This is a genomic window from Modestobacter sp. KNN46-3 (assembly GCF_011039295.1).
In genome coordinates this window covers 1-21,511 of the sequence record NZ_JAAKGN010000073.1, presented here as the reverse complement: position 1 = coordinate 21,511, position 21,511 = coordinate 1, and the positions used below count along the sequence as shown (strand labels likewise).

General features: G+C 74.0%; 23 protein-coding genes. 15 read left to right on the top strand and 8 right to left on the bottom strand.

Going from position 1 to position 21,511, the window contains the following annotated elements; all coding sequences use genetic code 11:
* The first annotated feature begins 18 nt into the window (after positions 1 to 18).
* Genes G5C62_RS28160 through dapF form a run of 4 tightly spaced genes read left to right on the top strand, consistent with a single transcriptional unit; the run spans position 19 to position 3,109 of the window.
* Positions 19 to 525 carry a DUF349 domain-containing protein gene (locus tag G5C62_RS28160; RefSeq protein WP_346774125.1) on the top strand — a complete coding sequence of 169 codons (507 nt, stop codon included), beginning with the start codon at positions 19 to 21 and terminating at the stop codon, positions 523 to 525.
* A 36-nt stretch (positions 526 to 561) separates the two neighbouring features.
* Positions 562 to 1,254: a hypothetical protein gene (locus G5C62_RS15645; protein ID WP_164701706.1), complete on the top strand. Its 693-nt coding sequence runs from the start codon at positions 562 to 564 to the stop codon at positions 1,252 to 1,254.
* Positions 1,251 to 2,225, top strand: coding sequence for a tRNA (adenosine(37)-N6)-dimethylallyltransferase MiaA (miaA, locus tag G5C62_RS15640; RefSeq protein ID WP_241175931.1), 975 nt, complete (start codon positions 1,251 to 1,253; stop codon positions 2,223 to 2,225). Before G5C62_RS15645 ends, miaA begins: the two co-directional genes overlap by 4 nt.
* A complete protein-coding gene (dapF, locus tag G5C62_RS15635; protein WP_164701704.1) occupies positions 2,222 to 3,109 on the top strand; it encodes a diaminopimelate epimerase in 888 nt (295 codons plus the stop codon). Before miaA ends, dapF begins: the two co-directional genes overlap by 4 nt.
* Before the next feature lie 24 nt (positions 3,110 to 3,133).
* Here the strand turns inward: dapF and G5C62_RS15630 are convergent, their stop codons facing one another.
* Positions 3,134 to 3,334, bottom strand: coding sequence for a hypothetical protein (locus G5C62_RS15630; protein ID WP_036334088.1), 201 nt, complete (start codon positions 3,332 to 3,334; stop codon positions 3,134 to 3,136).
* Between the two features lie 72 nt (positions 3,335 to 3,406).
* Positions 3,407 to 4,720, bottom strand: a complete 1,314-nt coding sequence (locus G5C62_RS15625; RefSeq protein ID WP_164701703.1) for an MFS transporter — start codon at positions 4,718 to 4,720, stop codon at positions 3,407 to 3,409.
* Between the two features lie 70 nt (positions 4,721 to 4,790).
* On the opposite strand from G5C62_RS15625, the gene G5C62_RS15620 reads away from it, so the two are divergent.
* From G5C62_RS15620 to G5C62_RS15605, 4 genes are all read left to right on the top strand, one after another.
* A complete protein-coding gene (locus G5C62_RS15620; RefSeq protein WP_081975206.1) occupies positions 4,791 to 5,351 on the top strand; it encodes a transcriptional regulator in 561 nt (186 codons plus the stop codon).
* A gap of 79 nt (positions 5,352 to 5,430) precedes the next feature.
* Positions 5,431 to 6,927: a GTPase HflX gene (gene hflX / locus G5C62_RS15615; RefSeq protein WP_164701702.1), complete on the top strand. Its 1,497-nt coding sequence runs from the start codon at positions 5,431 to 5,433 to the stop codon at positions 6,925 to 6,927.
* A 106-nt stretch (positions 6,928 to 7,033) separates the two neighbouring features.
* A complete protein-coding gene (locus G5C62_RS15610) occupies positions 7,034 to 7,762 on the top strand; it encodes a phosphatase PAP2 family protein (protein WP_231558005.1) in 729 nt (242 codons plus the stop codon).
* Complete coding sequence (locus G5C62_RS15605) at positions 7,734 to 8,801, top strand: hypothetical protein (RefSeq protein WP_241175930.1); 1,068 nt, start codon at positions 7,734 to 7,736, stop codon at positions 8,799 to 8,801. Before G5C62_RS15610 ends, G5C62_RS15605 begins: the two co-directional genes overlap by 29 nt.
* 27 nt (positions 8,802 to 8,828) lie before the next feature.
* Here the strand turns inward: G5C62_RS15605 and lexA are convergent, their stop codons facing one another.
* The gene (gene lexA / locus G5C62_RS15600; protein WP_036334091.1) at positions 8,829 to 9,656 is read right to left on the bottom strand and encodes a transcriptional repressor LexA; all 828 of its coding nucleotides are present in this window, start codon (positions 9,654 to 9,656) and stop codon (positions 8,829 to 8,831) included.
* Between the two features lie 269 nt (positions 9,657 to 9,925).
* On the opposite strand from lexA, the gene G5C62_RS15595 reads away from it, so the two are divergent.
* From G5C62_RS15595 to G5C62_RS15565, 7 genes are all read left to right on the top strand, one after another.
* Positions 9,926 to 10,504 (top strand): LysM peptidoglycan-binding domain-containing protein, encoded by a 579-nt coding sequence (locus G5C62_RS15595; protein WP_164701701.1) that lies wholly within the window; start codon positions 9,926 to 9,928, stop codon positions 10,502 to 10,504.
* 336 nt (positions 10,505 to 10,840) lie between these two features.
* A complete protein-coding gene (gene nrdR / locus G5C62_RS15590; RefSeq protein ID WP_164701700.1) occupies positions 10,841 to 11,440 on the top strand; it encodes a transcriptional regulator NrdR in 600 nt (199 codons plus the stop codon).
* A gap of 130 nt (positions 11,441 to 11,570) precedes the next feature.
* Complete coding sequence (locus G5C62_RS15585) at positions 11,571 to 14,456, top strand: vitamin B12-dependent ribonucleotide reductase (RefSeq protein ID WP_164701699.1); 2,886 nt, start codon at positions 11,571 to 11,573, stop codon at positions 14,454 to 14,456.
* Between the two features lie 157 nt (positions 14,457 to 14,613).
* The gene (locus G5C62_RS15580; protein WP_052091218.1) at positions 14,614 to 15,450 is read left to right on the top strand and encodes a TIGR02587 family membrane protein; all 837 of its coding nucleotides are present in this window, start codon (positions 14,614 to 14,616) and stop codon (positions 15,448 to 15,450) included.
* 7 nt (positions 15,451 to 15,457) lie between these two features.
* Positions 15,458 to 15,871, top strand: coding sequence for a hypothetical protein (locus tag G5C62_RS15575; RefSeq protein ID WP_052091217.1), 414 nt, complete (start codon positions 15,458 to 15,460; stop codon positions 15,869 to 15,871).
* Positions 15,872 to 16,018: 147 nt separating this feature from the next.
* Positions 16,019 to 16,594 (top strand): GNAT family N-acetyltransferase, encoded by a 576-nt coding sequence (locus G5C62_RS15570; RefSeq protein WP_036336284.1) that lies wholly within the window; start codon positions 16,019 to 16,021, stop codon positions 16,592 to 16,594.
* Positions 16,595 to 16,782: 188 nt separating this feature from the next.
* A complete protein-coding gene (locus tag G5C62_RS15565; protein ID WP_164701698.1) occupies positions 16,783 to 17,397 on the top strand; it encodes a hypothetical protein in 615 nt (204 codons plus the stop codon).
* 20 nt (positions 17,398 to 17,417) lie between these two features.
* Here G5C62_RS15565 and G5C62_RS15560 read toward each other — a convergent pair whose 3' ends face one another.
* From G5C62_RS15560 to G5C62_RS15540, 5 genes are all read right to left on the bottom strand, one after another.
* Positions 17,418 to 18,491: an AI-2E family transporter gene (locus G5C62_RS15560; RefSeq protein WP_064972407.1), complete on the bottom strand. Its 1,074-nt coding sequence runs from the start codon at positions 18,489 to 18,491 to the stop codon at positions 17,418 to 17,420.
* A gap of 277 nt (positions 18,492 to 18,768) precedes the next feature.
* The gene (locus G5C62_RS15555) at positions 18,769 to 18,909 is read right to left on the bottom strand and encodes a hypothetical protein (RefSeq protein WP_156119170.1); all 141 of its coding nucleotides are present in this window, start codon (positions 18,907 to 18,909) and stop codon (positions 18,769 to 18,771) included.
* A gap of 170 nt (positions 18,910 to 19,079) precedes the next feature.
* On the bottom strand, positions 19,080 to 19,700 hold the full coding sequence (locus tag G5C62_RS15550) for a CAP domain-containing protein (protein ID WP_036336281.1): 621 nt from the start codon (positions 19,698 to 19,700) through the stop codon (positions 19,080 to 19,082).
* Between the two features lie 78 nt (positions 19,701 to 19,778).
* Positions 19,779 to 21,290 carry an amidohydrolase family protein gene (locus tag G5C62_RS15545; protein WP_164701697.1) on the bottom strand — a complete coding sequence of 504 codons (1,512 nt, stop codon included), beginning with the start codon at positions 21,288 to 21,290 and terminating at the stop codon, positions 19,779 to 19,781.
* Positions 21,290 to 21,511 (bottom strand): hypothetical protein (locus G5C62_RS15540; protein WP_206330673.1); only part of this gene is annotated, 222 nt, incomplete at its 5' end. The genes G5C62_RS15545 and G5C62_RS15540, both read right to left, overlap by 1 nt.

Genomic DNA, 21,511 nt, shown 5'->3' with positions numbered 1-21,511 from the left:
CGGGCGGCCAAGAGCGAGCTGATCGCCGAGGCCGAGCGGCTGTCCACCTCCACCGAGTGGGGCCCCACCAGCGCGGCGATGCGCGGGCTGATGGACCGCTGGAAGGCGGTGCCGCGGGTCGGCCGGGGGGTGGCCGCAGAGTCGTCGCCGGTCGGTGCGTCGGTGGCGGCGAGGTCGGTGGCGGCGAGGTCGGTGGGGACGTCGGCAGTGGGGACGTCGGTGGTCGGGTCGGCGACCGCGGCATCGGCCGGGGCGGCGGCGGCCGGGGTGCCCGCCTCGGGGGTGACGGCCGCGGAGGCGGTGTCATCGGGCTGCGGAGCCGGGGGCTCTGCGGCTCCGGGTCCGTCGACGACGGGGCCGCTGCCGTCGGGCTGCGCGTCCGCCGGGACGGCGGCGCCCGGGGTCGCGGCCAGTGGCCCCTCGTCGGCCGACGTCACCTCGACGACCGCATCCTCAGGGCGCTCCTCGGGGGCGGCGGTGGCCTGCTGGGTCCGGTCTCCGGTGTTCTCCGTGCTCGACACGTGAGCAGTCTCCCACGATGCATCCGCGACACTCCCTGGCGTGAGACCTCCTCCTCCGGTGACCGTGGCCTTCTGTCCGCAGTCACCGCTGTTGCTCCCCGCGGTCGCCGGTGCCCCGAGCTACGCGCTGTCGGTGTTGCGCGCGGCCGTCTCCACCGCCGTGCAGACCGTCCTGGAGCACCAGCCGGAGGTGGTGGTGGTCGTGGGGGAGGGCGTCGACGGCCTCCGGTTCGGTCCCGGGGACGCCGGTGACCTGCGTGGGTTCGGCATCGACCTGGAGGTCCCGTTCGCCGGCCGGGTGCGCCCCGGCGGCCACCGCGTCCCGCTGCCGCACCTGGTGGCGGCCTGGCTGCTGGACCGCGCCGGGCACACCGGCGGCCGGCTCGGGGTGGGGCCGGCCGACCTCGCCGCTGCGCTGGCGGACCTGCCCGGTCCCGTGGGGGTGCTCGCGATGGGGGACGGGTCGGCCCGGCGCACCGAGAAGGCACCCGGTGCGTTCGACGCCGCTGCCGGCCCGTTCGACGCCGCGGTCGCCGCTGCGCTGCGGACCGGGGACACCACCGCCCTGGCCGCCCTGGACCCCGCCGCGGCACGGCGACTGCTCGCCGCCGGGGTCCCGGTGTGGCGGGCGGTCGGCGCTGCGCTGAGCGGACGCGTCGTCACCGCCGTGCTGCACCACGACGACGCCCCGTTCGGCGTCGGCTACCCCGTCGCCACCTGGCAGGCCCGGTGAGCGCCGTGGACGACGGCAGGCCGCCGGTCACCGCCGGCGGTGGGCCGCCGGTCATCGCGGTCGTCGGGCCGACCGCCACCGGCAAGACAGCGCTGGCCGTCGCGCTGGCGCACCGGCTGGCCCGGTCCGGCGGCGGGGGTGAGGTGGTGAACGCCGACTCCATGCAGCTCTACCGGGGGATGGACATCGGCACCGCCAAGCCGACCGAGGCCGAACGCGACGGCGTGCCGCACCACCTGCTGGACCTGTGGCACGTGCGGGAGCCGGCCTCGGTGGCCGAGTACCGGCAGCGCGCCCGCGCCGAGGTCGACCGGCTCCGCGCCGCGGGCGTCGTCCCGCTGCTGGTCGGGGGCTCCGGGCTGTACGTGCGCGCGGTGCTGGACGAGCTGGACATCCCCGGCACCGACCCGGTGGTGCGGGCCCGGCTGACCGGCGAGCTGGAGGCCCAGGGCGCGGCGGTGCTGCACGCCCGGCTGGCGGCGCTGGACCCGGCCGCCGCGACCGCGATCCTGCCCAGCAACAGCCGGCGGGTGGTCCGGGCGCTGGAGGTGATCGAGCTGACCGGGCAGCCGTTCACCGCGACGCTGCCCGCCCCGCGACCGCACTACCCGGCGATCACGGTCGGCCTGGACCGGGAGCCCGACGAGCTGGACGACCGGGTGGCCCGCCGGGTCGACGCGATGTGGGCCGCCGGCTTCGTCGAGGAGGTCGCTGCGCTCGCCGACGACGGGTTGCGCGACGGGCCGACCGCGTCCCGCGCCCTGGGGTACGCACAGGTTCTCCAGCAGTTCGACGGGGTGCTCACCGCACAGGAGGCGCGCGAGCGGACGATCACCACCACCCGACGGTTCGTCCGCCGGCAGCGGTCCTGGTTCCGCCGCGACGCCGGCACGGTCTGGTTCGACGCGGCCCGGCCGGACCTGCTCGACGTCGTCCTCGGCCTGGTCGCCGACCGTACGATCGACCGGTGATCGACAGCTCCGGCCCACGGGTCCTCCTCGGCCACGGCACCGAGAACGACTTCGTCGTCCTGCCCGACCCCGACGGGGACGTGTGGCCGGAGGGCCGCCTGGACGCCGACCTGGTGCGTCGGCTCTGCGACCGCCGCGCGGGCCTGGGCGGGGACGGCGTGCTGCGGGTGGTCCGGAGCCGGCACGTGCCCGACGCGCCCGGCGTGCTCGGCGCGGCGCTGGCCGACTGCGAGTGGTTCATGGACCACCGCAACGCCGACGGCTCGTACGCGGAGATGTGCGGCAACGGCATCCGGCTCTTCCTGCACGTGCTGCTGGCCGAGGGGCTGCTGGAGCGGGCGGTGGCCGAGGCCGGCGTCCTGGTCGGCACCCGGGGCGGGCCCCGTCGGGTGGGCGCCCGGCCCGATGGCGGCTACTGGGTCGACATGGGTCCGGCGGTCCCGCTGGGCCGGAGCGAGGCGCGGGTCGCCGGCGTCGCCCACCCGGGGCTCGGGGTGTCGATGGGCAACCCGCACCTGGTCTGCCTGACCGACGTCGAGGTCGACACCCTGGACCTCTCGGTTCTGCCAGAGGTCGACGACGCGATGTTCCCCGAGGGGGTCAACGTCGAGCTGGTGAACGTGCTCCCGCCGGAGGGCGCCTGCGCGCACGTGCGGCTCCGGGTCCACGAGCGCGGCGTGGGGGAGACCCGCTCCTGTGGCACCGGCGCCTGCGCTGCGGCGTTCGCCGCGCTGGACGCCGGCGGACGCGACACCGGGACGGTCCTCGTCGACGTGCCGGGCGGCCGGCTGTCGGTGCAGTTGGACGGGACGACGGCGGTGCTGTCCGGCCCGGCCGTCGTCGTCGCCACCGGGACCCTCAGCCGGGAGTGGCTCGCCGGCTGAGGGTCCTGGCTGCGCGGCCGCAGGTCAGGGGCGGTCGGGCTCGTCGGCCCGCGTCTCCGGGTCGTCGGTGGGCGCCTCGGGCTTGTCGCCCGGCCCGACGTTCCCGGTGCCACGGGGCTCCCCGCGGCCGGTGTCCTGGTCCGCGCCACCGAAGACGTTGCGCGGCGGGTCGAGGCCGGCGGGGTCGCGGCCTGGGTCGTCGAGCTCCTCGTCAGGGCTGGTCATCGTCGTCCTCTCGAGCGGTGGACCGTGCCCCGCCGCCCTACCCGTCGCCCGGCCGGCCAACCCGTCGGCTGCTCAGCCGGACCGCTCCGGGTCGTTGCCGGCGGTCGGCGCCCGCGCCTCCGGCACCGTCGTCACCCCGCCGGCCGGGGCGTCCGGGCCGTCGGGCAGGTCACGCATCCGCAGCAGGGGGCTCGCCACCACCCAGCCGGCCGCGAGCAGCTGACCGGCCGCAGCGATCCACAGCGTCGGCAGCACGCCGAGCCAGGTGCCCAGGACGCCGCCGAGCAGCCCGCCCAGCGGCATGGTGCCGAAGACCAGGAAGCGCACCGAGGCGTTCATCCGGCCCAGCAGAGCGGGCGGGCACAGTCGCTGCCGGAAGCTGACCTGGGTGATGTTGTAGACCACCACCGCCCAGCTGAAGCCGAACTGGCCGAGGGGCAGCAGGATCAGCGGGGCGCCGGTGGCGGCCAGCGGCGTGAGCGCGGTGAACGGCACCATCACCATGACCGCCAGCGGGATCGCCCGGCCCTCGCCGACGGTGCGGGCGAAGCGCGCGGCCGTCGCCGCGCCGACCAGGCCGCCCACGGCGCCGGCGGAGAAGACGAGACCCAGCACGCTCTCGGACAGCTCGAGCCGGCGCAGCGCGTAGAGCACCAGCAGGGTCGTGGTGATCGTGGAGAACAGGTTCGACGTGCCGGTGCAGGCGACGATCCGGCGGAGCAGCGGCTGGCGGACGACGAAGGACAGCCCCTCGGCGATCTCGGTGCGCAGCGGCCGCCGGCCGGCCCGGTCGGGGACGGCGTCCGGGCGCTGGACCCGGCTGAGGAAGAACGCGGAGAGCAGGAAGGACGCCGCGTCCAGGGCGATGACCATCGGCGCGCTGAGCACCCGGAGCAGCACGCCGGTGATGCCGGGCCCGGCGACCTGGGCGACGGCCCGGCTGGCCTCCAGCTTGCCGTTGCCGTCGACCAGCTGGTCGCGGTCGACCAGGGCGGGCAGGTAGCTCTGGTAGGCGACGTCGAAGAAGACGGTCGCCGTGCCGGTCGCCGCCGCGACGACGAACAGCTGCCCGAGGGTGAGGACGTCGAGGAGGTACGCGACCGGCAGGGTCGCCAGCACCGCCGCCCGCACCAGGTCGGCGGTGACCAGCACCCGACGGCGCCGCCAGCGGTCGACCCAGGCACCGGCCGGGAGCCCGATGAGCAGGAAGGCGGCGGTCTCCAGGGCGGTCAGGACGCCCATCTCCAGCGGCGTCGCCTCCAGCAGCGAGACCGCCAGCACCGGCAGGGCCAGCAGGGTCACCTGGGTGCCCACTTGACTGACCGTCTCCGCGGCCCACAGCTGACGGAAGTCGTGGTGCCGCAGCAGGCTCCGGTCGCGGGTCACCGGCGCAGCCTCCCGCCACTGATCGGGGGAAGTCAATCACTGAGCCGTGTCGACGTCCTACGCTGCCGGGATGGACGAGCCGGAGGCCGGTGCGGGCGAGGCGGTGGCCGGTGCGGGGGCGCGGCGGTTCGCCGGGGAACGCCGACCGGCCACCGACGCCGAGGCGCGCGCCCTGGCCTCCGCCGTCCGGCTGCGGATCCTGCGGCTGTGCCTGGACGAGGCGCTGACCAACAAGGAGCTCGCCGCCCGGCTGGGCCGCAACCCGGCCACCGTGCTGCACCACGTCCGCACCCTCGTCGACACCGGCTTCCTGGTCGCCGAGAGCGCGCGGCGGGGCGCGCGGGGCGCCCGGGAGGTGCCCTACCGGGCGACCGGGAAGAGCTGGCTGATGGACCTCGAGGGCCGGCCGGCCCCGGCGCGGGACCCGCTGCTGGCGGCCTTCCTGGCCGAGGTCGCCGCAGTGGGGGAGAAGCGGCTGTCCAGCAGCCGGCTGGGTCTGCGGCTGGGCCCACCGGAGCTGGCGGAGTTCCGGGAGCGGCTGTACGGGTTGCTGGACGAGTACGCCACCCGACCGGCGGACCCGGACGCGGAGCGCTGGTCGCTGTACCTCGGGATGCATCCGGAGGCCTGAGGTGTTGTACCGGGCGATGACAACAAGTGATGTGACAAGTCGGTCGCCCCACGAGCAGGGGCGTGCCACGCTGGAGACGATGACGACAGCCCAGAACCGCGCGATCCTCGACCAGGCAGAGGCCCGGGCCGACAAGGCGCGCGCCAGTATGCCCGACACCAAGCCGGCACCGGCCGGTCAGTGGGACGCCGATGACGACACCACCGGCTCCTACGTCAAGGAGGAGCGCGGCGCACTGCGTCGGGTCGCGGGCCTCGGCACCGAGCTCACCGACGTCACCGAGGTCGAGTACCGGCAGCTCCGCCTCGAGCGGGTCGTCCTGGTCGGCGTCTGGACCGAGGGGACGGCGGCGGACGCGCAGCGCTCGCTGACCGAGCTCGCCGCGCTCGCCGAGACCGCCGGTTCCCAGGTGCTCGACGCGCTGATGCAGCGCCGGGACAAGCCGGACCCGGCCACCTACGTCGGCTCGGGCAAGGCCGCCGAGCTGCGCGAGGTCGTCGCCGCCACCGGCGCGGACACCGTGATCTGCGACGGGGAGCTGGCCCCCGGCCAGCTCAACCAGCTGGAGAAGGTGCTCAAGGTCAAGGTGGTCGACCGGACCGCCCTGATCCTGGACATCTTCGCCCAGCACGCCACCAGCCGAGAGGGCAAGGCCCAGGTCGAGCTGGCCCAGATGCAGTACATGCTGCCCCGGCTGCGTGGCTGGGGTGAGTCGCTGAGCCGGCAGGCCGGTGGCCGGGTCGCCGGCGGTGGCGGCATCGGCACCCGTGGTCCGGGTGAGACGAAGATCGAGACCGACCGGCGCCGGATCCGCTCTCGGGTGAGCAAGCTCCGCAAGGAGATCGCCGGCATGGCGACCGCCCGGACGACGCAGCGCAACTCCCGCGACCGCAACGCGACGCCGAGCGTCGCGATCGCCGGCTACACGAACGCCGGCAAGTCCAGCCTGCTCAACCAGCTCACCGGGGCCGGCGTGCTGGTCCAGGACGCACTGTTCGCCACCCTGGACCCGACGGTCCGCCGCGCGCAGACGCCCGAGGGGCGCGAGTACACGATGACCGACACCGTCGGCTTCGTGCGCCACCTGCCGCACCAGTTGGTCGACGCGTTCCGCTCCACGCTGGAGGAGGTGGCCGACGCCGACCTGCTCGTGCACGTCGTCGACGGTTCCGACTCCGACCCGCTGGGGCAGATCGACGCCGTGCACACGGTGCTCAACGAGATCGACGCGTCCGCCGTCCCGGAGCTGATCGTCGTGAACAAGGTCGACGCCATGACCGAGGAGGACATGCTGGCGCTGCGCCAGGCGCTCCCCGGGGCGATGTGGGTCTCGGCCCGGACGGGCGAGGGCATCGAGGCGCTGCGCGACGTGATCGCCCAGCGGCTCCCGCACCCGCACATCGACGTCGAGGTGCTCGTGCCCTACGACCGGGGCGACCTGGTCGCCCGGGTGCACCGGGACGGCGAGGTCGTCGAGGAGGCGCACGAGGCCGCCGGGACCCGGCTGACCGCGCGCGTCGACGCCGGCCTGGCGGCCCAGCTCGACGGTTTCGCCGCGCCGGCCACCGAGGACTGACCGAGGGCCCCGCTGCCGCTCGCACGCTCGTGCCGGGCTCCTGCAGCGGGGCCAGCGGACAGCCCGGCGGATCACGAGCAGGTCACGGCCCCGGTACCGTGACGCGGTGACCAGGGGATCGGTGGACCGGACGGCGACCGCTGCCGATCGACCGGTCGCACCGGTGGTGGGGGTGGGTCGGCCGCCGTGGTGGCTGCTCCTCCTCGCCGCCCTCGTCACCGTCGGGGTCACCGTCAACCTGCTCAGCCGCGGGTGGCTGGAACGGATGGACCTGCGGGTCTCCGAGGTGACCAGTGTGTGGGCGCTGCGGGACTCGTGGGCCTACTGGCCGATCTGGGTCGTCACCCAGATCGGCGGGCGGGTGACGATCCTGGTCGTGCTGGCCGGGCTGGTCGGTTGGCTGGCCGTGCGCCAGCGGACGCTGGTGCCGCTCGTCCGCGTGGTCGTCGCGTTGGCCCTGCTCACCACCGTGGTCTACGCGTTCAAGTGGGGCACCGGTCGCACGGCCCCGGCCTTCCCCGGGTCGTTCTTCCACGCGGACGGGGCCAGCTACCCCTCGGGGCACGTGGCGAACGCCGTCCTCATGTGGGGGGTGGCCCGGTGGCAGGCCGTCGAGTTCGGCCTGCCCGCGGGCGTGCAGCGGGCCACCTGGCTGCTCGGCGTGCTGGGGCCGGTGGCGACGGGTGTGGCCATGGTGGCGCTGGACTTCCACTGGGTCACCGATGCGGTGGTCGGGCTCTCGGTCGGACTGCTGCTGTTGGGCGTGGTTCACGCACTCGACGCTGTCGCGATGTCACGCTGGGTTCGTGCCAGAGTCGGCCGACCCCAGGCGTAGCCGCGCCCCCCGCCGCAGGACGGCCGGCGCGGTCCTCTGTGCGCCCGTCGGCCTGCTGGTCGCGCTGCTGCCCACCGGGTCGGCGGCCGCCGACGACGTGGCCGCCCCGTACGGCGAGCCGACCACCCGGTGCGAGATCACCGACCCGCGGCTCCCGGAGCTCTCCGGCCTGGCCAGCGCCGGGGAGTCGATGCTCGCGATGAACGACGGCGGCGACCGCGCCGAGGTGCTGGTGCTCGACGGGGCCTGTGCGGTGGGGGAGGTGCGCACGGCGGAGGTCGACCCGTACGACCCCGAGGACCTCGCCCTCGCCGCTGACGGGACCATCTGGCTCGCCGACATCGGGGACAACGCGCAGAGCCGGGAGACGGTGGCGCTGATCGGTCTGCGCCCCGACGGGACCACCGTGCTGACCAGGCTCACCTACCCCGACGGTGCGCACGACGCGGAGGCGCTCCTGCTCGCGCCCGACGGCACCCCGTACCTGGTGACCAAGGAGGTGCTGGGCGCGAGCTCCGTGTACCGCCCCGATGCGCCCCTCGCCGACGGAGCCACCGTGCCGATGAGCGAGGTGGCGGCGCTCGGGTTCACGTTGACCGGCACCCCGGGCGGCCCGGTGGGTCGGGCCGGCCAGTTGCTGGTCACCGGTGGCGCCGTGTCCGCGGACGGCTCGCGGATCGCCCTGCGGACCTACACCGACGCCTATGTCTGGCCGCTGAGCGGCTCGGACGTCGCCGGTGCGTTGGCCGGGCCCCCGGTGCGGGTGCCGTTGCCGGAGGCTCCGCAGGGTGAGGCCATCGCCTTCGCGGCGAACGACCGGGACCTGCTCGTCGCCGGCGAGGGGCTCCCTGCGGTGGTCACCCAGGTGTCGGCCACCGGTGACCTGACGGGGGCGGCCCCGGCGGAGCCCACCGAGGCTGCCGCCGGGTCGCTGGCGACCGCCGGTGGGGTCGAGCCGCTGACCGCCGGTCTCGTCGCCGCGGCCGTGGCCACCGTGCTCGTGTGGGTCGGCGGCAAGCTCCGGCGGCGCCCGGCCTGAGCACGAGCCCGGCGCCGCTGCCCGAGGTCAGACCCGGCGGAGCACGGTGACGACCCGGCCGAGGACCGTCGCGTCGTCGCCCGGGATGGGCTCGTACGCGGCGTTGTGTGGCATCAGCCACACGTGCCCGTCGCGCCGCTTGTAGGTCTTCACCGTCGCCTCGCCGTCGATCATCGCGGCGACGATCTCGCCGTTCTCCGCGGTCGGCTGCTGCCGGACGACGACCCAGTCGCCGTCGCAGATCGCCGCGTCGACCATCGAGTCGCCCGCGACCTTCAGCATGAACAGGGTGCCCTCGCCGACCAGCTCGCGGGGGAGGGGGAAGACGTCTTCGACCGCCTGCTCGGCCAGGACCGGACCACCGGCGGCGATCCGGCCGACGAGGGGCACGTACGTGGGTCGGGGGGCGGAGGCGTCGTCGACGCCACTGGCTGCGCCGGACCCGGCCAGTGCCTCGGCCGCGGTCTCGTTCGTCGTCGTCGCGGTGCCGTCGCCGGGGAGGCGCACGTCGAGTGCGCGCGGCCGGTTCGGGTCACGGCGCAGCCAGCCCTTGCGCTGCAGCACCGACAACTGGTGGGCCACGGACGAGGCGGAGGAGAGGCCGACCGCCTCGCCGATCTCGCGGACCGAGGGCGGGTAGCCGCGACGCTCGATCGAGTCACGGATGACCTCGAGCACCCGGCGCTGCCGCTGGGTCAGGCCGTCGCCGTCGGCGGCCCGGTCGGGGAACTCCCGCACCGCCGCACCCGCTCCCGCCGCAGCGGTGGGCGCTGCGCCGTCGGCTGATGCCGTGCCGGACGCTCCACGCCGCGAAGGGCTCTTGCCGCCGCGCGCCTTCGGGCCGTCGACCGCCATGTGTCCTCCTCGTCCGGCTGCCTCGGCAGCAGTCCCCGGTGGCGCCCTGCCGTACCGACGGCCGTGTCGCCACGGCGAGCCGGGACCGCGGACGCCGTCCTCGATCGCCTCGGAACCGTATCGCCTCCGGCCGCTCCGTTCAAACAGGTGTTCGAAGAAGTCGCCGTGTCGGCGTGTTCCTGTCGGTGGCGTGCGGTAGACATCGCCCAGACGTTCCGTTCGAACGTCTGTTCGACAACCCGGTACCGCGAGACCCCTGGAGCACCCCGATGGCCAGTCCGCAGCTCGAGCTCCCCGTGGCCGCCCCGGCCTCGATGGCGGTCGTGCTCCCGTTCCCGGGGGCGCGTCAGGTGGCGCGCTCGCCCCGGTCCGTGGTGCACGGTCAGCCTGCACCCCTGCCCCGGGTGGCTCGTCCGGCGGCGGGCCGGCGAGGCGCCGGGCAGCCCGACGTGCGCCCTGGTCGACTGGTCGGCGTCGCGGGCGGGGCTGGGGTGGGCGGCGCGGGCTGCGCGAGGCGCACGGGAGCGGTCGGCGGTGCCGTCGCCCCCGGTGCGCAAGCGCCGTTGCGGCTGACCCGGCGCGGGCGGCGAGTGGTCGCCGGGCTGTCCATCGCCTTCGGGGTGTCCGTCGCCGCGGTGACGTTCGCCGCCGAGTCCGGCGGCCCCGGCGGCGGCCTGGAGCTGGCCGGTTCGACGACGGTCGTCGTCCAGTCCGGGGACACCCTGTGGTCGATCGCCGGCGAGATCGCCCCGGAGGAGGACCGGCGTGCCGTCGTCGACGCGCTCCTCGACGTGAACGGGCTCTCCGACGTCGACCTCGTGCCCGGCCAGGTGCTCGAGCTGCCCTGACCGGCGGCGCGCTGGGGCACGCCCCGGTGTGAAGGGCCCGTCAGAGGCCCTGGTGGTTGTGGCGGGAGGGGCTCCGAGGGGCGCCCGGGTCAGATGCGGAAGACGACACGCTCGCCAGGGCTTGCACACCTGTAGGGGTGGTCGTACGGTTCCACCACAACATCTAGTAGTTACAGAGCTGTAAGCCATCCACAGCCGTTCCACACGTTGTCCCCGGCGCATCCACCGGATGTCCCCGGCGCAGTCCACAGCACGGCCATCGGGTCAGGGCCCGGTCACGGTGTCACGACGCCGCGGCGAGACCTCGCGCGACACCTCGGGAAGGAGGAGATCGACATGCGCTGTCCCTTCTGCCACAACCCCGACAGCCGGGTCATCGACTCGCGGGAGACCGACGAGGGGGCGACCACCCGCCGTCGACGCTCCTGCCCGGGCTGCGGCCGCCGCTTCACCACCGTGGAGGAGGCCGTCCTCGCCGTCGTCAAGCGCAGCGGCGTGAGCGAGCCCTTCGCCCGCGGCAAGGTCGTCGCCGGGGTGCGGCGGGCCTGCCAAGGGCGGCCGGTCGACGAGCACCAGCTGGCCCTGCTGGCCCAGCAGGTCGAGGACGCGGTGCGGGCCACCGGCTGCGCCGAGATCCCCAGCCACGAGGTCGGTCTGGCCATCCTCGGTCCGCTGCGCGACCTCGACGAGGTCGCCTACCTCCGCTTCGCCAGCGTCTACCGCAGCTTCTCCTCGGTCGCCGACTTCGAGAAGGAGATCGCCGAGCTGCGCGCCGCACCGGCCCGGAGCACTCCCCGTGCCGGTGACGCGCCAGCCGTCGAGCGCGACGCCGTCGACGGCGACCAGGAGACCTCCGCGACCGAGAGCCCCGCGACCGGGACCGCCACCCGCCGGCGAGCCACCGAGCGGCCGCGACCGGCCGACACCGGCCCATGAGAACTGTCCGACCCCTCCGCTAGACAGGTCTCGACGAGGAGACCGCACGACCCGGCTCCGGCACCCGCCGGCTTCCCCAGCCGCTCCGCCCGCACCACCGCACCAGTCCGACCCAGGGAGCCCTCGCACGATGACCGAGACAGCCGACCGCCTCACCACCAGCCGGAACCGCCGCACCGCCAAGGCCCCCAGCCGGGGGAAGGGCCTGAAGGTCAAGCGCGTGTTCACCACCGCGGGGGTGCACCCCTACGACGAGGTCGTGTGGGAGCGCCGCGACGTCGTCATGACCAACTGGCGGGACGGCTCGATCAACTTCGAGCAGCGCGGGGTCGAGTTCCCGGCCGAGTGGAGCATCAACGCCACCAACATCGTCACCACCAAGTACTTCCGGGGCGCGGTCGGCAGCTCCCAGCGCGAGACGAGCCTGCGGCAGCTCATCGACCGGGTCGTCCTGACCTACGGCGCGGCCGGGCGTGAGCACGACTACTTCGCCAGCGAGGGCGACGCCGAGGTCTTCGAGCACGAGCTGACCTGGATGCTGCTGCACCAGGTGTTCAGCTTCAACTCGCCCGTCTGGTTCAACGTGGGCACGGCCTCCCCGCAGCAGGTCAGCGCCTGCTTCATCCTGGCCGTCGACGACACGATGGACTCGATCCTGAACTGGTACCGGGAAGAGGGCCTGATCTTCAAGGGCGGCTCCGGCGCCGGGCTCAACCTCTCCCGCATCCGCTCCTCCAAGGAGCTGCTCTCCTCCGGCGGCACGGCCTCCGGGCCGGTCTCCTTCATGCGCGGGGCCGACGCCTCCGCGGGCACGATCAAGTCCGGTGGCGCCACCCGCCGCGCGGCGAAGATGGTCGTCCTCGACATCGACCACCCCGACATCGAGGAGTTCATCGAGACCAAGGCGCGCGAGGAGGACAAGATCCGCGCGCTGCGGGACGCCGGGTACGACATGGACCTGGGCGGCAAGGACATCACCAGCGTCCAGTACCAGAACGCCAACAACTCCGTCCGGGTCAACGACGAGTTCATGCGCGCGGTCGAGGAGGGCACCGACTTCGGGCTGCGGGCCCGCGGCGACGGCTCGGTGATCGAGACCGTCGACGCCCGTGAGCTGTTCGGCAAGGTCACCAAGGCGGCCTGGGAGTGTGCTGACCCGGGCATCCAGTACGACGACACCATCAACGACTGGCACACCAACCCCGAGACGGGGCGGATCAACGCCTCGAACCCGTGCTCGGAGTACATGAGCCTCGACAACAGCTCGTGCAACCTGGCGTCGCTGAACCTCATGAAGTTCCTCAAGGACGACGGCACGTTCGACTCCAAGAACTTCGTGAAGGCCGTCGAGCTGATCATCACCGCGATGGACATCTCGATCTGCTTCGCCGACTTCCCGACCGCCCCGATCGGTGAGACCACCCGGGCCTACCGCCAGCTGGGCATCGGCTACGCCAACCTCGGCGCGATGCTCATGGCCACCGGTCACGCCTACGACTCCCGCGGCGGGCAGTCGCTGGCCGCCGCCATCACCTCGCTGATGACCGGTACCGCCTACCGTCGCTCGGCCGAGCTGGCCGGGGTCGTCGGTGCCTACGACGGCTACGCCCGCAACGCCGACGCCCATGCCCGGGTCATGCGCAAGCACGCTGCCGCCAACGACGCGATCCGCCCGGTCGGCGCCGACGATGCCGACGTGCTCAAGGCCGCGACCGCCGAGTGGCAGGAGTGCCTGGCGATCGGCACCGAGAACGGCTGGCGCAACGCGCAGGCCTCCGTGCTGGCCCCCACCGGCACGATCGGCTTCATGATGGACTGCGACACGACCGGCATCGAGCCGGACTTCTCGCTGGTCAAGTTCAAGAAGCTGGTCGGCGGCGGCTCCATGCAGATCGTCAACCAGACGGTGCCGCGGGCGCTGAAGAGCCTGGGCTACCAGGACGAGCAGGTCGAGGCGATCGTCGAGTACATCGCCGAGCACGGCCACGTCGTCGACGCCCCGAGCCTGCGCCCGGAGCACTACGAGGTGTTCGACTGCGCGATGGGCGAGCGGTCCATCTCCCCGATGGGCCACGTGCGCATGATGGCCGCGGTGCAGCCGTTCATCTCCGGCGCGATCAGCAAGACGGTGAACATGCCGGAGTCGGCGACCGTCGAGGAGGTCGCGGACATCTACTTCCAGGGCTGGAAGATGGGCATCAAGGCGCTGGCCATCTACCGCGACAACTGCAAGGTCGGTCAGCCGCTGTCCGGTGGCAAGGGCAAGAACGACGGCACCAAGGACGAGGCTCCGATCGCGGAGGCCGCCCCGGCCACCGCGCTGGCGCACCCGGTGCGCAAGCGGCTGCCGAAGAAGCGGACCAGCGTCACCACGTCGTTCAGCGTCGCCGGTGCCGAGGGCTACATGACCGCCGGGATGTACGAGGACGGCAGCCTGGGTGAGGTCTTCCTCAAGCTCGGCAAGCAGGGCTCGACCCTGGCCGGCGTGATGGACGCCTTCTCGATCGGGATCTCCCTGGCCCTGCAGCACGGGGTGCCGCTGGAGACCTACATCCAGAAGTTCACCAACATGCGGTTCGAGCCGGCCGGCATGACCGACGACCCGGACATCCGGATCGCCCAGTCGGTGATGGACTACATCTTCCGTCGCCTGGCGCTGGACCACCTGCCGGTGGAGAAGCGCGCCAACCTGGGCATCTTCACCGCCGAGGAGCGCTCGGCCCAGGTCGCCGGCTCCTACGGCACCTCGGCCTCGACCCCGGCGGTCGAGGAGGACGACGTCGACCTGGAGCAGCTGCGCGGCTCCGCGCCGATCGAGACCGCCAAGGTGGAGGAGAAGGTCACCCCGGCCGGCCCGACCTCGATCAAGGAGGCCCACTCCTCGGCCGAGCTGCTCGAGCTGGTCACCGGCACCGCCACCGACGCGCCGCTGTGCATGACCTGCGGCACGAAGATGCGCCCCGCCGGCAGCTGCTATGTCTGCGAGGGCTGCGGCTCCACCAGCGGCTGCAGCTGACCCCTGACCCGGGCAGCCCCCTCACCGGGGGTGCCCGGGCCGGTTCGATCGAGTGAGGCCCCGCACGGAGTGATCCGTGCGGGGCCTTGCCGTCTCCGGGCACAGCGCGGCCGTCCCCCCAGGTCGCGTCCTGGGTGTCGCCCTCTAGGTTGGCCGGGTGGCGGATCGGGGCGACCAGGCGGCGCCACCCCGGACCGAGGGCGGGCACCTGCTCGCCCAGAGCAGCGGGCGAGCGTTCGGCGGTGCGCTGCTGTTCGCCCTCCCCCTGCTGATGACCATGGAGATCTGGCAGCTGGGCCTGTCCATCCCGAGGTACCGCCTCGGCCTGCTCATGGCGGCGACCGTGCTGCTCGTCGTCTTCCTCTCCCAGCACTTCGGCGCCGGGATGCCCGGGGTCGGCTGGCCCGGCTACCTGGCCGACGCGGGAGTGGCGTTCGTGATGGCCGCGGTGGCGACGGCGCTGGTCCTCGGGGTGCTCGCGGTGATCAGGCCCGTGCAGGGCTGGCAGGACTCCTTGTCGATCATCAGCTTGGAGATGCTCCCGGCCGCCGTCGGCGCGTCGTTCGCGCGCAGCCAACTGGGCGTCGGCGGCCGGCGGGTCCCGACCACCACCTACGGCGGCGAGTTGCTGCTGATGGCGGCGGGTGCGGTCGTCTTCGCGGCCAACATCGCGCCCACGGAGGAGGTCGTGCTGCTCGCGGCGAAGATGGGCGCCTGGCACCCCGTCGCCCTCGTCGTCCTGTGCCTGGTCCTGATGCACGGCTTCGTGTACTCGGTCGGGTTCCGAGGACAGGAGCCGGCCGTCGGCGGGGTGCTGCGCTCATTCCTCACCCTGACCGTCGTCGGCTACGTCATCGCGCTGGTCGTGTCGGCCTACCTGCTGTGGACCTTCGGCCGGTTCGACGGGGTGGGTCCGGCCATGGTCGTCACCGAGGCCGTCGTCCTGGCGCTGCCGGCGAGCCTGGGCGCGGCGGCCGCCCGGCTCATCCTGTGAGGACGACGTGAGCGACGCCGATGACCGGGACGAGACCGGGACCCCCGACGGCGACACCAGCCGCGGCGAGTACCTGCTCGGCGCCCTCGGGGTGGTGGTGGTCCTCCTGGTCCTCGCCTTCCTCGTCCACCAGGCCGTCGTGCGCGACGGCGGTCCCCAGCTGTCGGTCACGGCGGCGGCGGCCCAGCAGGTCGAGGGCGGATGGGCAGTGCCCGTGGAGGTGGTCAACGAGGGCGGTCAGACCGCCGAGCAGGTCGAGGTGACCGGGGTGCTCACCCGCGACGGCAGCGAGGTCCAGCAGGCGACCGCCACGTTCTCCTACCTCGCCCCGAGCAGCCGGCAGTCAGGGGCCCTGCTGTTCTCCGAGGACCCGACCGACGGCAGGCTGGAGATCCGTCCAGCCGCCTACACACTGCCCTGACCGTCGGACGGACATCTGGACGGCCGCTGACAGCTGACGCAGGCGGCACGACGCATCCTGCGGTCGGAGCCCGTGGCTGAGCTGCCGGCACGGCTCCGGCGGGAGACGGCGGCGCGGATCGTCGGCAGGTCGTGGTGGAGTGCGTCCATGACCTGGGAGACGCACCCCGTGACCCCGGACCGTTTCGAGGACTTCGCTGACGTCGTCAACCGCACCCGCCGCGCCAACCACTGCTGGTGCCTGTCCCACCGGCTGCGTGCCGCCGAGATCGACGAGCTCGGTGGTGGGAGCCGTGAGCAGGCCATGCGACGGTTGTGCGAGCGCGAACATCCTCCGGGGGTGGTCACCTACCGGGACGGTGAACCGGTGGGTTGGTGCAACATCGGCTCGCGCGCGGAGATCACCCGACTGGCCGGCTCGCGTCTCATCCGGCCGGTCGACGACCTGCCGGTGTGGAGCATCGTCTGCGTCGTGGTCCGTTCGGGCCATCGCCGACAGGGTGTGACAGCTCCGCTGATCGAGGGAGCGGTCGCCTTCGCGGCTGCACATGGCGCGCCGGCAGTCGAGGCGCACCCGGTCGACCCCCCGGGACGCATGGACCTGACGATGTCGTTCGTCGGGACCCGGTCGATGTTCGAGCGAGCCGGCTTCCGCGTGGTCGGCACCACCGATGCCGTGGCGAGCGGGATGCCACGTCTGGTCATGCGGCGGGACCTGCGCTGACCGGCCCCCGGCCACCTCGCGCCATGCCCCGGGGTTGCGGTCGGTCGGCGGGTGCCGGAGGGGTCCGGCCCGACCGCTGCCGTCTACGTTGGCGGCCTACCTGCTGCCCCGACCGGGTAGGCCCTCGGGGACGGGCCGCCAACCGGGCGTAGACCCCCCGGCCAGCCGCTGACGAGCGAAGGAGCGAGATGACCAGGGACCACCGTCGGCTGCGAGGACCGGCTGCCGGCTGGCGCCGTCGGGCGCTCCCGCTCGGCGTGCTCCTCGTCGTCACGACGGGCCTCGTCGGTTGCGGGCAGGACCCTGCGCCGGTGGAGCCCGAGGTCACGGCCGAGGACCTCCAGGACGTCCGGGACGAGCTCGACGCGCTGGAGCGGCGGGTCGAGGCGCTGGAGTCCGAGCCCACCGCCGAGCCGACGGCCGAGCCCGACGAGAGCGACCCGACCGAGCCGCCCGTGGAGCCGACCCCGCAGTTCACCGAGGGCGAGGACGTGTCCGTGCGGGCCGAGGTCGTCGGCCTCATCGCCACCACCGACATCGGCACCGCGTTCCGCGTCTCCACCGGTTCCGGGCGCGCCGTGGCGGTGGTGTCGGCGACCCCGGTCCAGCCACTGGCGGTGCAGGACGTGGTCCGGGTCTCCGGCACGGCGACGACGGTGGACCCGGAGACCTTCGAGCGGGACTTCGGGATCGCCGCTGCCGTGGTCTTCGACGACCCGGACGCCTTCTTCGCCGGGGAGGCCGGGCAGATCGCCATCGCCGCGGACCAGGTGCAGCTGGGCGGGACGACGGCCCTCGACTGAGCCCGAGGGTGACCGCCGGGTCAGGCCGGGGGAGCCGCAGCCGGCAGCGGGTGGGCCCCGTCGAGCGGCTCGTCGGAGGCGGGGTGGGTCCGCAGGTGCTCCACGACGCGGTAGACCACCGCGAGCAGCGGCACGGCCAGCAGGGCACCCGGCACGCCGGCGACCAGGCCCCCGGCGGTGACCCCCAGCAGGATGACGACCGGGTGCAGCCGGACCGCCCGGCCCATGATCAGCGGCTGCAGCACGTTGCCCTCGACTTGCTGGACCACCAGCACGACGACCAGCACGACGACCGCATCGGTCACCCCGTTGGTGACCAGGGTGACCAGCACGGCCACCGCGCCGCTGACGGTCGCACCGACGATCGGGACGAACGCGCCGATGAAGGTGAGCAGGGTCAGCGACAGCCACAACGGCACGCCCAGGACGAGCAGGGCGAAGCCGATGCCGACGGCGTCGATCAGGGCCACCACGATCACGCCGCGGACGTAGCCGGCCAGCGTGTCCCAGGCCGCGAGGCCGGCGCCGTCGACCCGCGCCCGGCTCCGGTCGGGCACCCGGGCGAGCAGCCAGGCCCACATCCCGGCTCCGTCCTTGAGCAGGAAGAACACCAGGAAGACGATCAGCACCAGCCCGCCCAGTGCGAACAGGCCCAGCTGGGCCCCGGCACCCGGGCTCGGGGTGGCCTCGTACAGCCGGGTGACGATGTCGTTGCGGACGTCGGCGACCTGCTGCGCGTCCAACTGCAGCGGACCCTCGATCAGCCAGACGCGGATCCGGTCGATCCCGGCCGCCAGTGGCCGGGTCAGGTCCTGCAGGGTCGCGGCGGCCCGGAAACCGATCAGGAAGCCGATGCCGACCAGCACACCCAGCAGCAGCAGGACGGCGGCCAGCGCCGCCAGACCGCCGGGCACGCCCACCCGGCGCAGCCGACCGGCGACCGGGGCGCTCAGCGCGGTCAGCAGGACCGCGACCGCCACCGCGAAGGTCAGCATGGGCAGCCGGAAGAGCAGCCAGAAGACCAGCCAGACGACGGCCGCGAGCGCCAGCGTGGCCCCGCCCAGGGCCATCGTCCGCAGCGCCCAGGCCGGCATCACGCTCGGCTGGACGGGTGCCGCGACGGCAGGCCGAGGGGGCTCGGGGACGGAGGAGGGCTCCGTGCTGGCGGGCCGGTCGGGGTGCTGGTCGTCGGCAGGAGGGCCGCCGTCCAGGTGGCGGTCTCGGCGGCCGTTGGCCCTGGCCCGGCGGATCATCGTCTGCTCCTGTGTCCCGTGCCCCGCATGATCACGTCTCCTCGGACTGCTGTCGGTGCGGCGCCCGACGCAGCATGACCCGGTGCCTGACCAGCAGCACCGCGTTGGCCAGCAGCAGTCAGCGTCCCAGGAGGAGGACGGTGGCCAGCGACGTGGTCCCGTACCGCTCGGAGGAGTCGGCGAAGCACTTGGGGGACACCCGGTGGCCGCCGCTGGCCAGCGCGGAGGACACGACCACCGGCAGGACCGCGATCAACACCAGCCCGAGCAACCGCCCCCGCCAGCCGCGGGAGCCGGTCGCGGGTCCGTACCAGCCGACCGCGGGTCCGGGTGAGCGCGCGAGGGAGCTGCGGCACGGAGAGGGCGGAGGTCATCGGGGCGGGCCTACCCGACCGGAGGCGTCGGGCAATCCCCGGGCGTGGGCCGCCGTCAGCAGGTGGGGCCGTCGTCGGCCGGGCGGGTGATCGGCTCGACCGGCGGCGTGCTGCTGGCGACCGCCGGTCGGTCGGCACCTGCAGTCCTACCGAACTCCTGGGTCGCCCACACCGAGCCGTCCGCGGCGCAGAAGACGCCCACCCCGAGCCGGTCCCAGCCGGGGTTGAGCACGTTGGCCCGGTGGCCGTCCGAGCGCATCCAGCCGGCGTGGATCGTCCCGGCCGGCACCGGGCCGGTCGCGGAGAAGATGTTCTCGCCCACCGACTCGAACCCGGCCAGCTCATCGCCCTGCAGGACCTCCCGGATGTCCTGGTGCACGAACTCCCCGGTGTCGGCCATCTCCGCGCTCCAGTCGCGGGCGACCGTGGCCAGCGCGTCGTTCCAGGCCACCGGCTCCAGCCCGCGGGCCTCCCGCTCGGCGTTCACCCGGTCGAAGACGGCGCGGGCGATCTGCTCCTCGGCCGGTGCATCCCCGTCACCGGCCGGCGCGGACTGTGGCGCCGGGGCGGAGTCGACCAGGGCGCCGGACCCCGAGGAGGAGGAGGTGACGACGCAGCCGGTGCTGCCGAGCAGCACGGCGAGGACGGCGACGAGGGCGGCACGGAGGCGGAACACCGCGACGGGGTACCCGGCCGGGACCCGGTCAGCCGCCGCGCGGGTCCACTGCGGCCGTTCCGTGACCGGCCGGACCGCTCAGACTGTTCCCGACCGGACCGCCCGGCCGGGCAGCACGTCGGTGCGCAGCTCCCCGTCGCGGACCACCGGCGTCCCGGCGACCAGCACGTGCCGGAAGCCGCTGGACGGCGCGACCTGGGTGTAGGTCGCGTGGTCGGTGACCGTGTCCGGGTCGAAGACGACGAGGTCGGCGTCGGCGCCGACCTGCACCCGGCCCTTGCGGCGCATCGCCGGGACGGCGCCCTCCAGGATCTGTGCCGGCAGCAGCGACGAGCGGCGCAGTGCCTCGGTCAGGCTGAGCAGACCTCGTTCGCGCACCAGCCAGCGCAGCGTGCGCGCGTAGGAACCGGCCGAGCGGGGGTGGGTGACCAGTCCGGGAGGCGGTGGCCAGGTGTCCGGCGCTGCGGCCCCGCCGGAGGCGACCAGGGGCTTCCCGCCTGAGGCGACCAAGGGCATCGCGTCGGTGGCGATCGCGGTGTCGGCCAGGGTGAACGACCGCTCCAGGACGGCGAGGTCGGCCGGGTCCTCCTCGTCGAGGAAGTGCACCACGACGCCGCCGCCGGGGTCGGTCGCGCGCAGCTCGGCCAGCCGGCGGTCGTCGGCGACCCGCTCCCCGGTGGGCAGGTAGGTCAGCTGCCGCGGGCCGATCCCCAGCCGGGGCAGCTGCTCGGGGGCGAGGAACGCCGCGCCGATGACCGTGGAGCCGGCGCCGTAGGGATAGGCCTCGGTGCTGACGCTGACGCCGCCCACCCGGGCGGCGTCGATCGCGCCGGCGACCTCGTCGATCATCCGGGTGGAGGTGCTGTTCACGTGGCACATGTGCATGTGCGCGCCGGTACCGGCCGCGGCGGCGATCACCTCCAGCGCGCCCTCCAGCGAGGTGCCCGGCTCGGCGGTCGAGATGTACCGGGTGCGGGTGAACGTCGGCACGCCCAGTCGGGCGGCGAGACCGGCCAGCCGGAAGTACTCGGCCCGCCCGCTGTCCGGGGCGTAACCGACGAGCACCCCGATGCCCAGCGCGCCCTCGCCGACGGCGTCCGCCAGCAGGTCCAGGATGCGGCCGACGTCCCGGTCGCTCGCCGGGCCGCGCCAGTTCGGCAGCGACTGGTGGGTGGCGAAGAGGTCCAGCGAGGCGTCGGCCACCAACGGCACCCCGTCGAGCACGTGCATCCGGGCGTCGGTCCAGGACGCGGAGAACCCGAAGTTCACCGGCCGGCCCTCCGCCTCGGCCCGGGCGTAGGCGCCGGCGACCGGCAGCACCCCGGCCTCCAGCTCCAGCGCGGTGGTCACGCCGTCGAGGGCCTGCAGCCGTAGCCCGGTGGTGCTCTGCGCGTGGCTGTGCAGGTCGATGAAGCCGGGCGCCAGCACCTGCCCGGCGACGTCCCACACCTCCCGGGCCGGCGGCGCCACCTCGCCGACCGAGGTGATCGCACCGCCGGTGATCCCCACCGCCCGCACCCCGTCCAGGCCGGTCTCGGGGTCGATGACCCGGGCGCCGGTCAGGACGAGGTCGGCGACCGGTGCGGGCATCAGGCCTTCCGCGGTTGCGCGCGGGCGCCGTAGTGCAGGTACTCGCTGCCGTCGGGCAGCGAGTAGAAGACGGCCGCCATCCAGGTCTCCTCACCCGGCGCCCGGGTGGCGTACAGGCCCTGCTCGACCGGGTGCAGCTCCAGCTCCTCCACCGTCGCGCCGGTGGACAGGGCGACCTCCCCGGTCGGGATGATCCGCAGCACCAGCCCACCGTCGCGCTC

What these genes read in the sequence shown, in the direction of transcription:
- G5C62_RS15630 (WP_036334088.1), bottom strand. Translation starts at nt 3,334, where the DNA reads ATGACCAGCCCTGACGAGGAGCTCGACGACCCAGGCCGCGACCCCGCC.
- G5C62_RS15620 (WP_081975206.1), top strand. Translation starts at nt 4,791, where the DNA reads ATGGACGAGCCGGAGGCCGGTGCGGGCGAGGCGGTGGCCGGTGCGGGG.
- hflX (WP_164701702.1), top strand. Translation starts at nt 5,431, where the DNA reads ATGACGACAGCCCAGAACCGCGCGATCCTCGACCAGGCAGAGGCCCGG.
- lexA (WP_036334091.1), bottom strand. Translation starts at nt 9,656, where the DNA reads ATGGCGGTCGACGGCCCGAAGGCGCGCGGCGGCAAGAGCCCTTCGCGG.
- G5C62_RS15595 (WP_164701701.1), top strand. Translation starts at nt 9,926, where the DNA reads ATGGCCAGTCCGCAGCTCGAGCTCCCCGTGGCCGCCCCGGCCTCGATG.
- nrdR (WP_164701700.1), top strand. Translation starts at nt 10,841, where the DNA reads ATGCGCTGTCCCTTCTGCCACAACCCCGACAGCCGGGTCATCGACTCG.
- G5C62_RS15585 (WP_164701699.1), top strand. Translation starts at nt 11,571, where the DNA reads ATGACCGAGACAGCCGACCGCCTCACCACCAGCCGGAACCGCCGCACC.
- G5C62_RS15570 (WP_036336284.1), top strand. Translation starts at nt 16,019, where the DNA reads ATGACCTGGGAGACGCACCCCGTGACCCCGGACCGTTTCGAGGACTTC.
- G5C62_RS15565 (WP_164701698.1), top strand. Translation starts at nt 16,783, where the DNA reads ATGACCAGGGACCACCGTCGGCTGCGAGGACCGGCTGCCGGCTGGCGC.
- G5C62_RS15560 (WP_064972407.1), bottom strand. Translation starts at nt 18,491, where the DNA reads ATGCCGGCCTGGGCGCTGCGGACGATGGCCCTGGGCGGGGCCACGCTG.
- G5C62_RS15545 (WP_164701697.1), bottom strand. Translation starts at nt 21,290, where the DNA reads ATGCCCGCACCGGTCGCCGACCTCGTCCTGACCGGCGCCCGGGTCATC.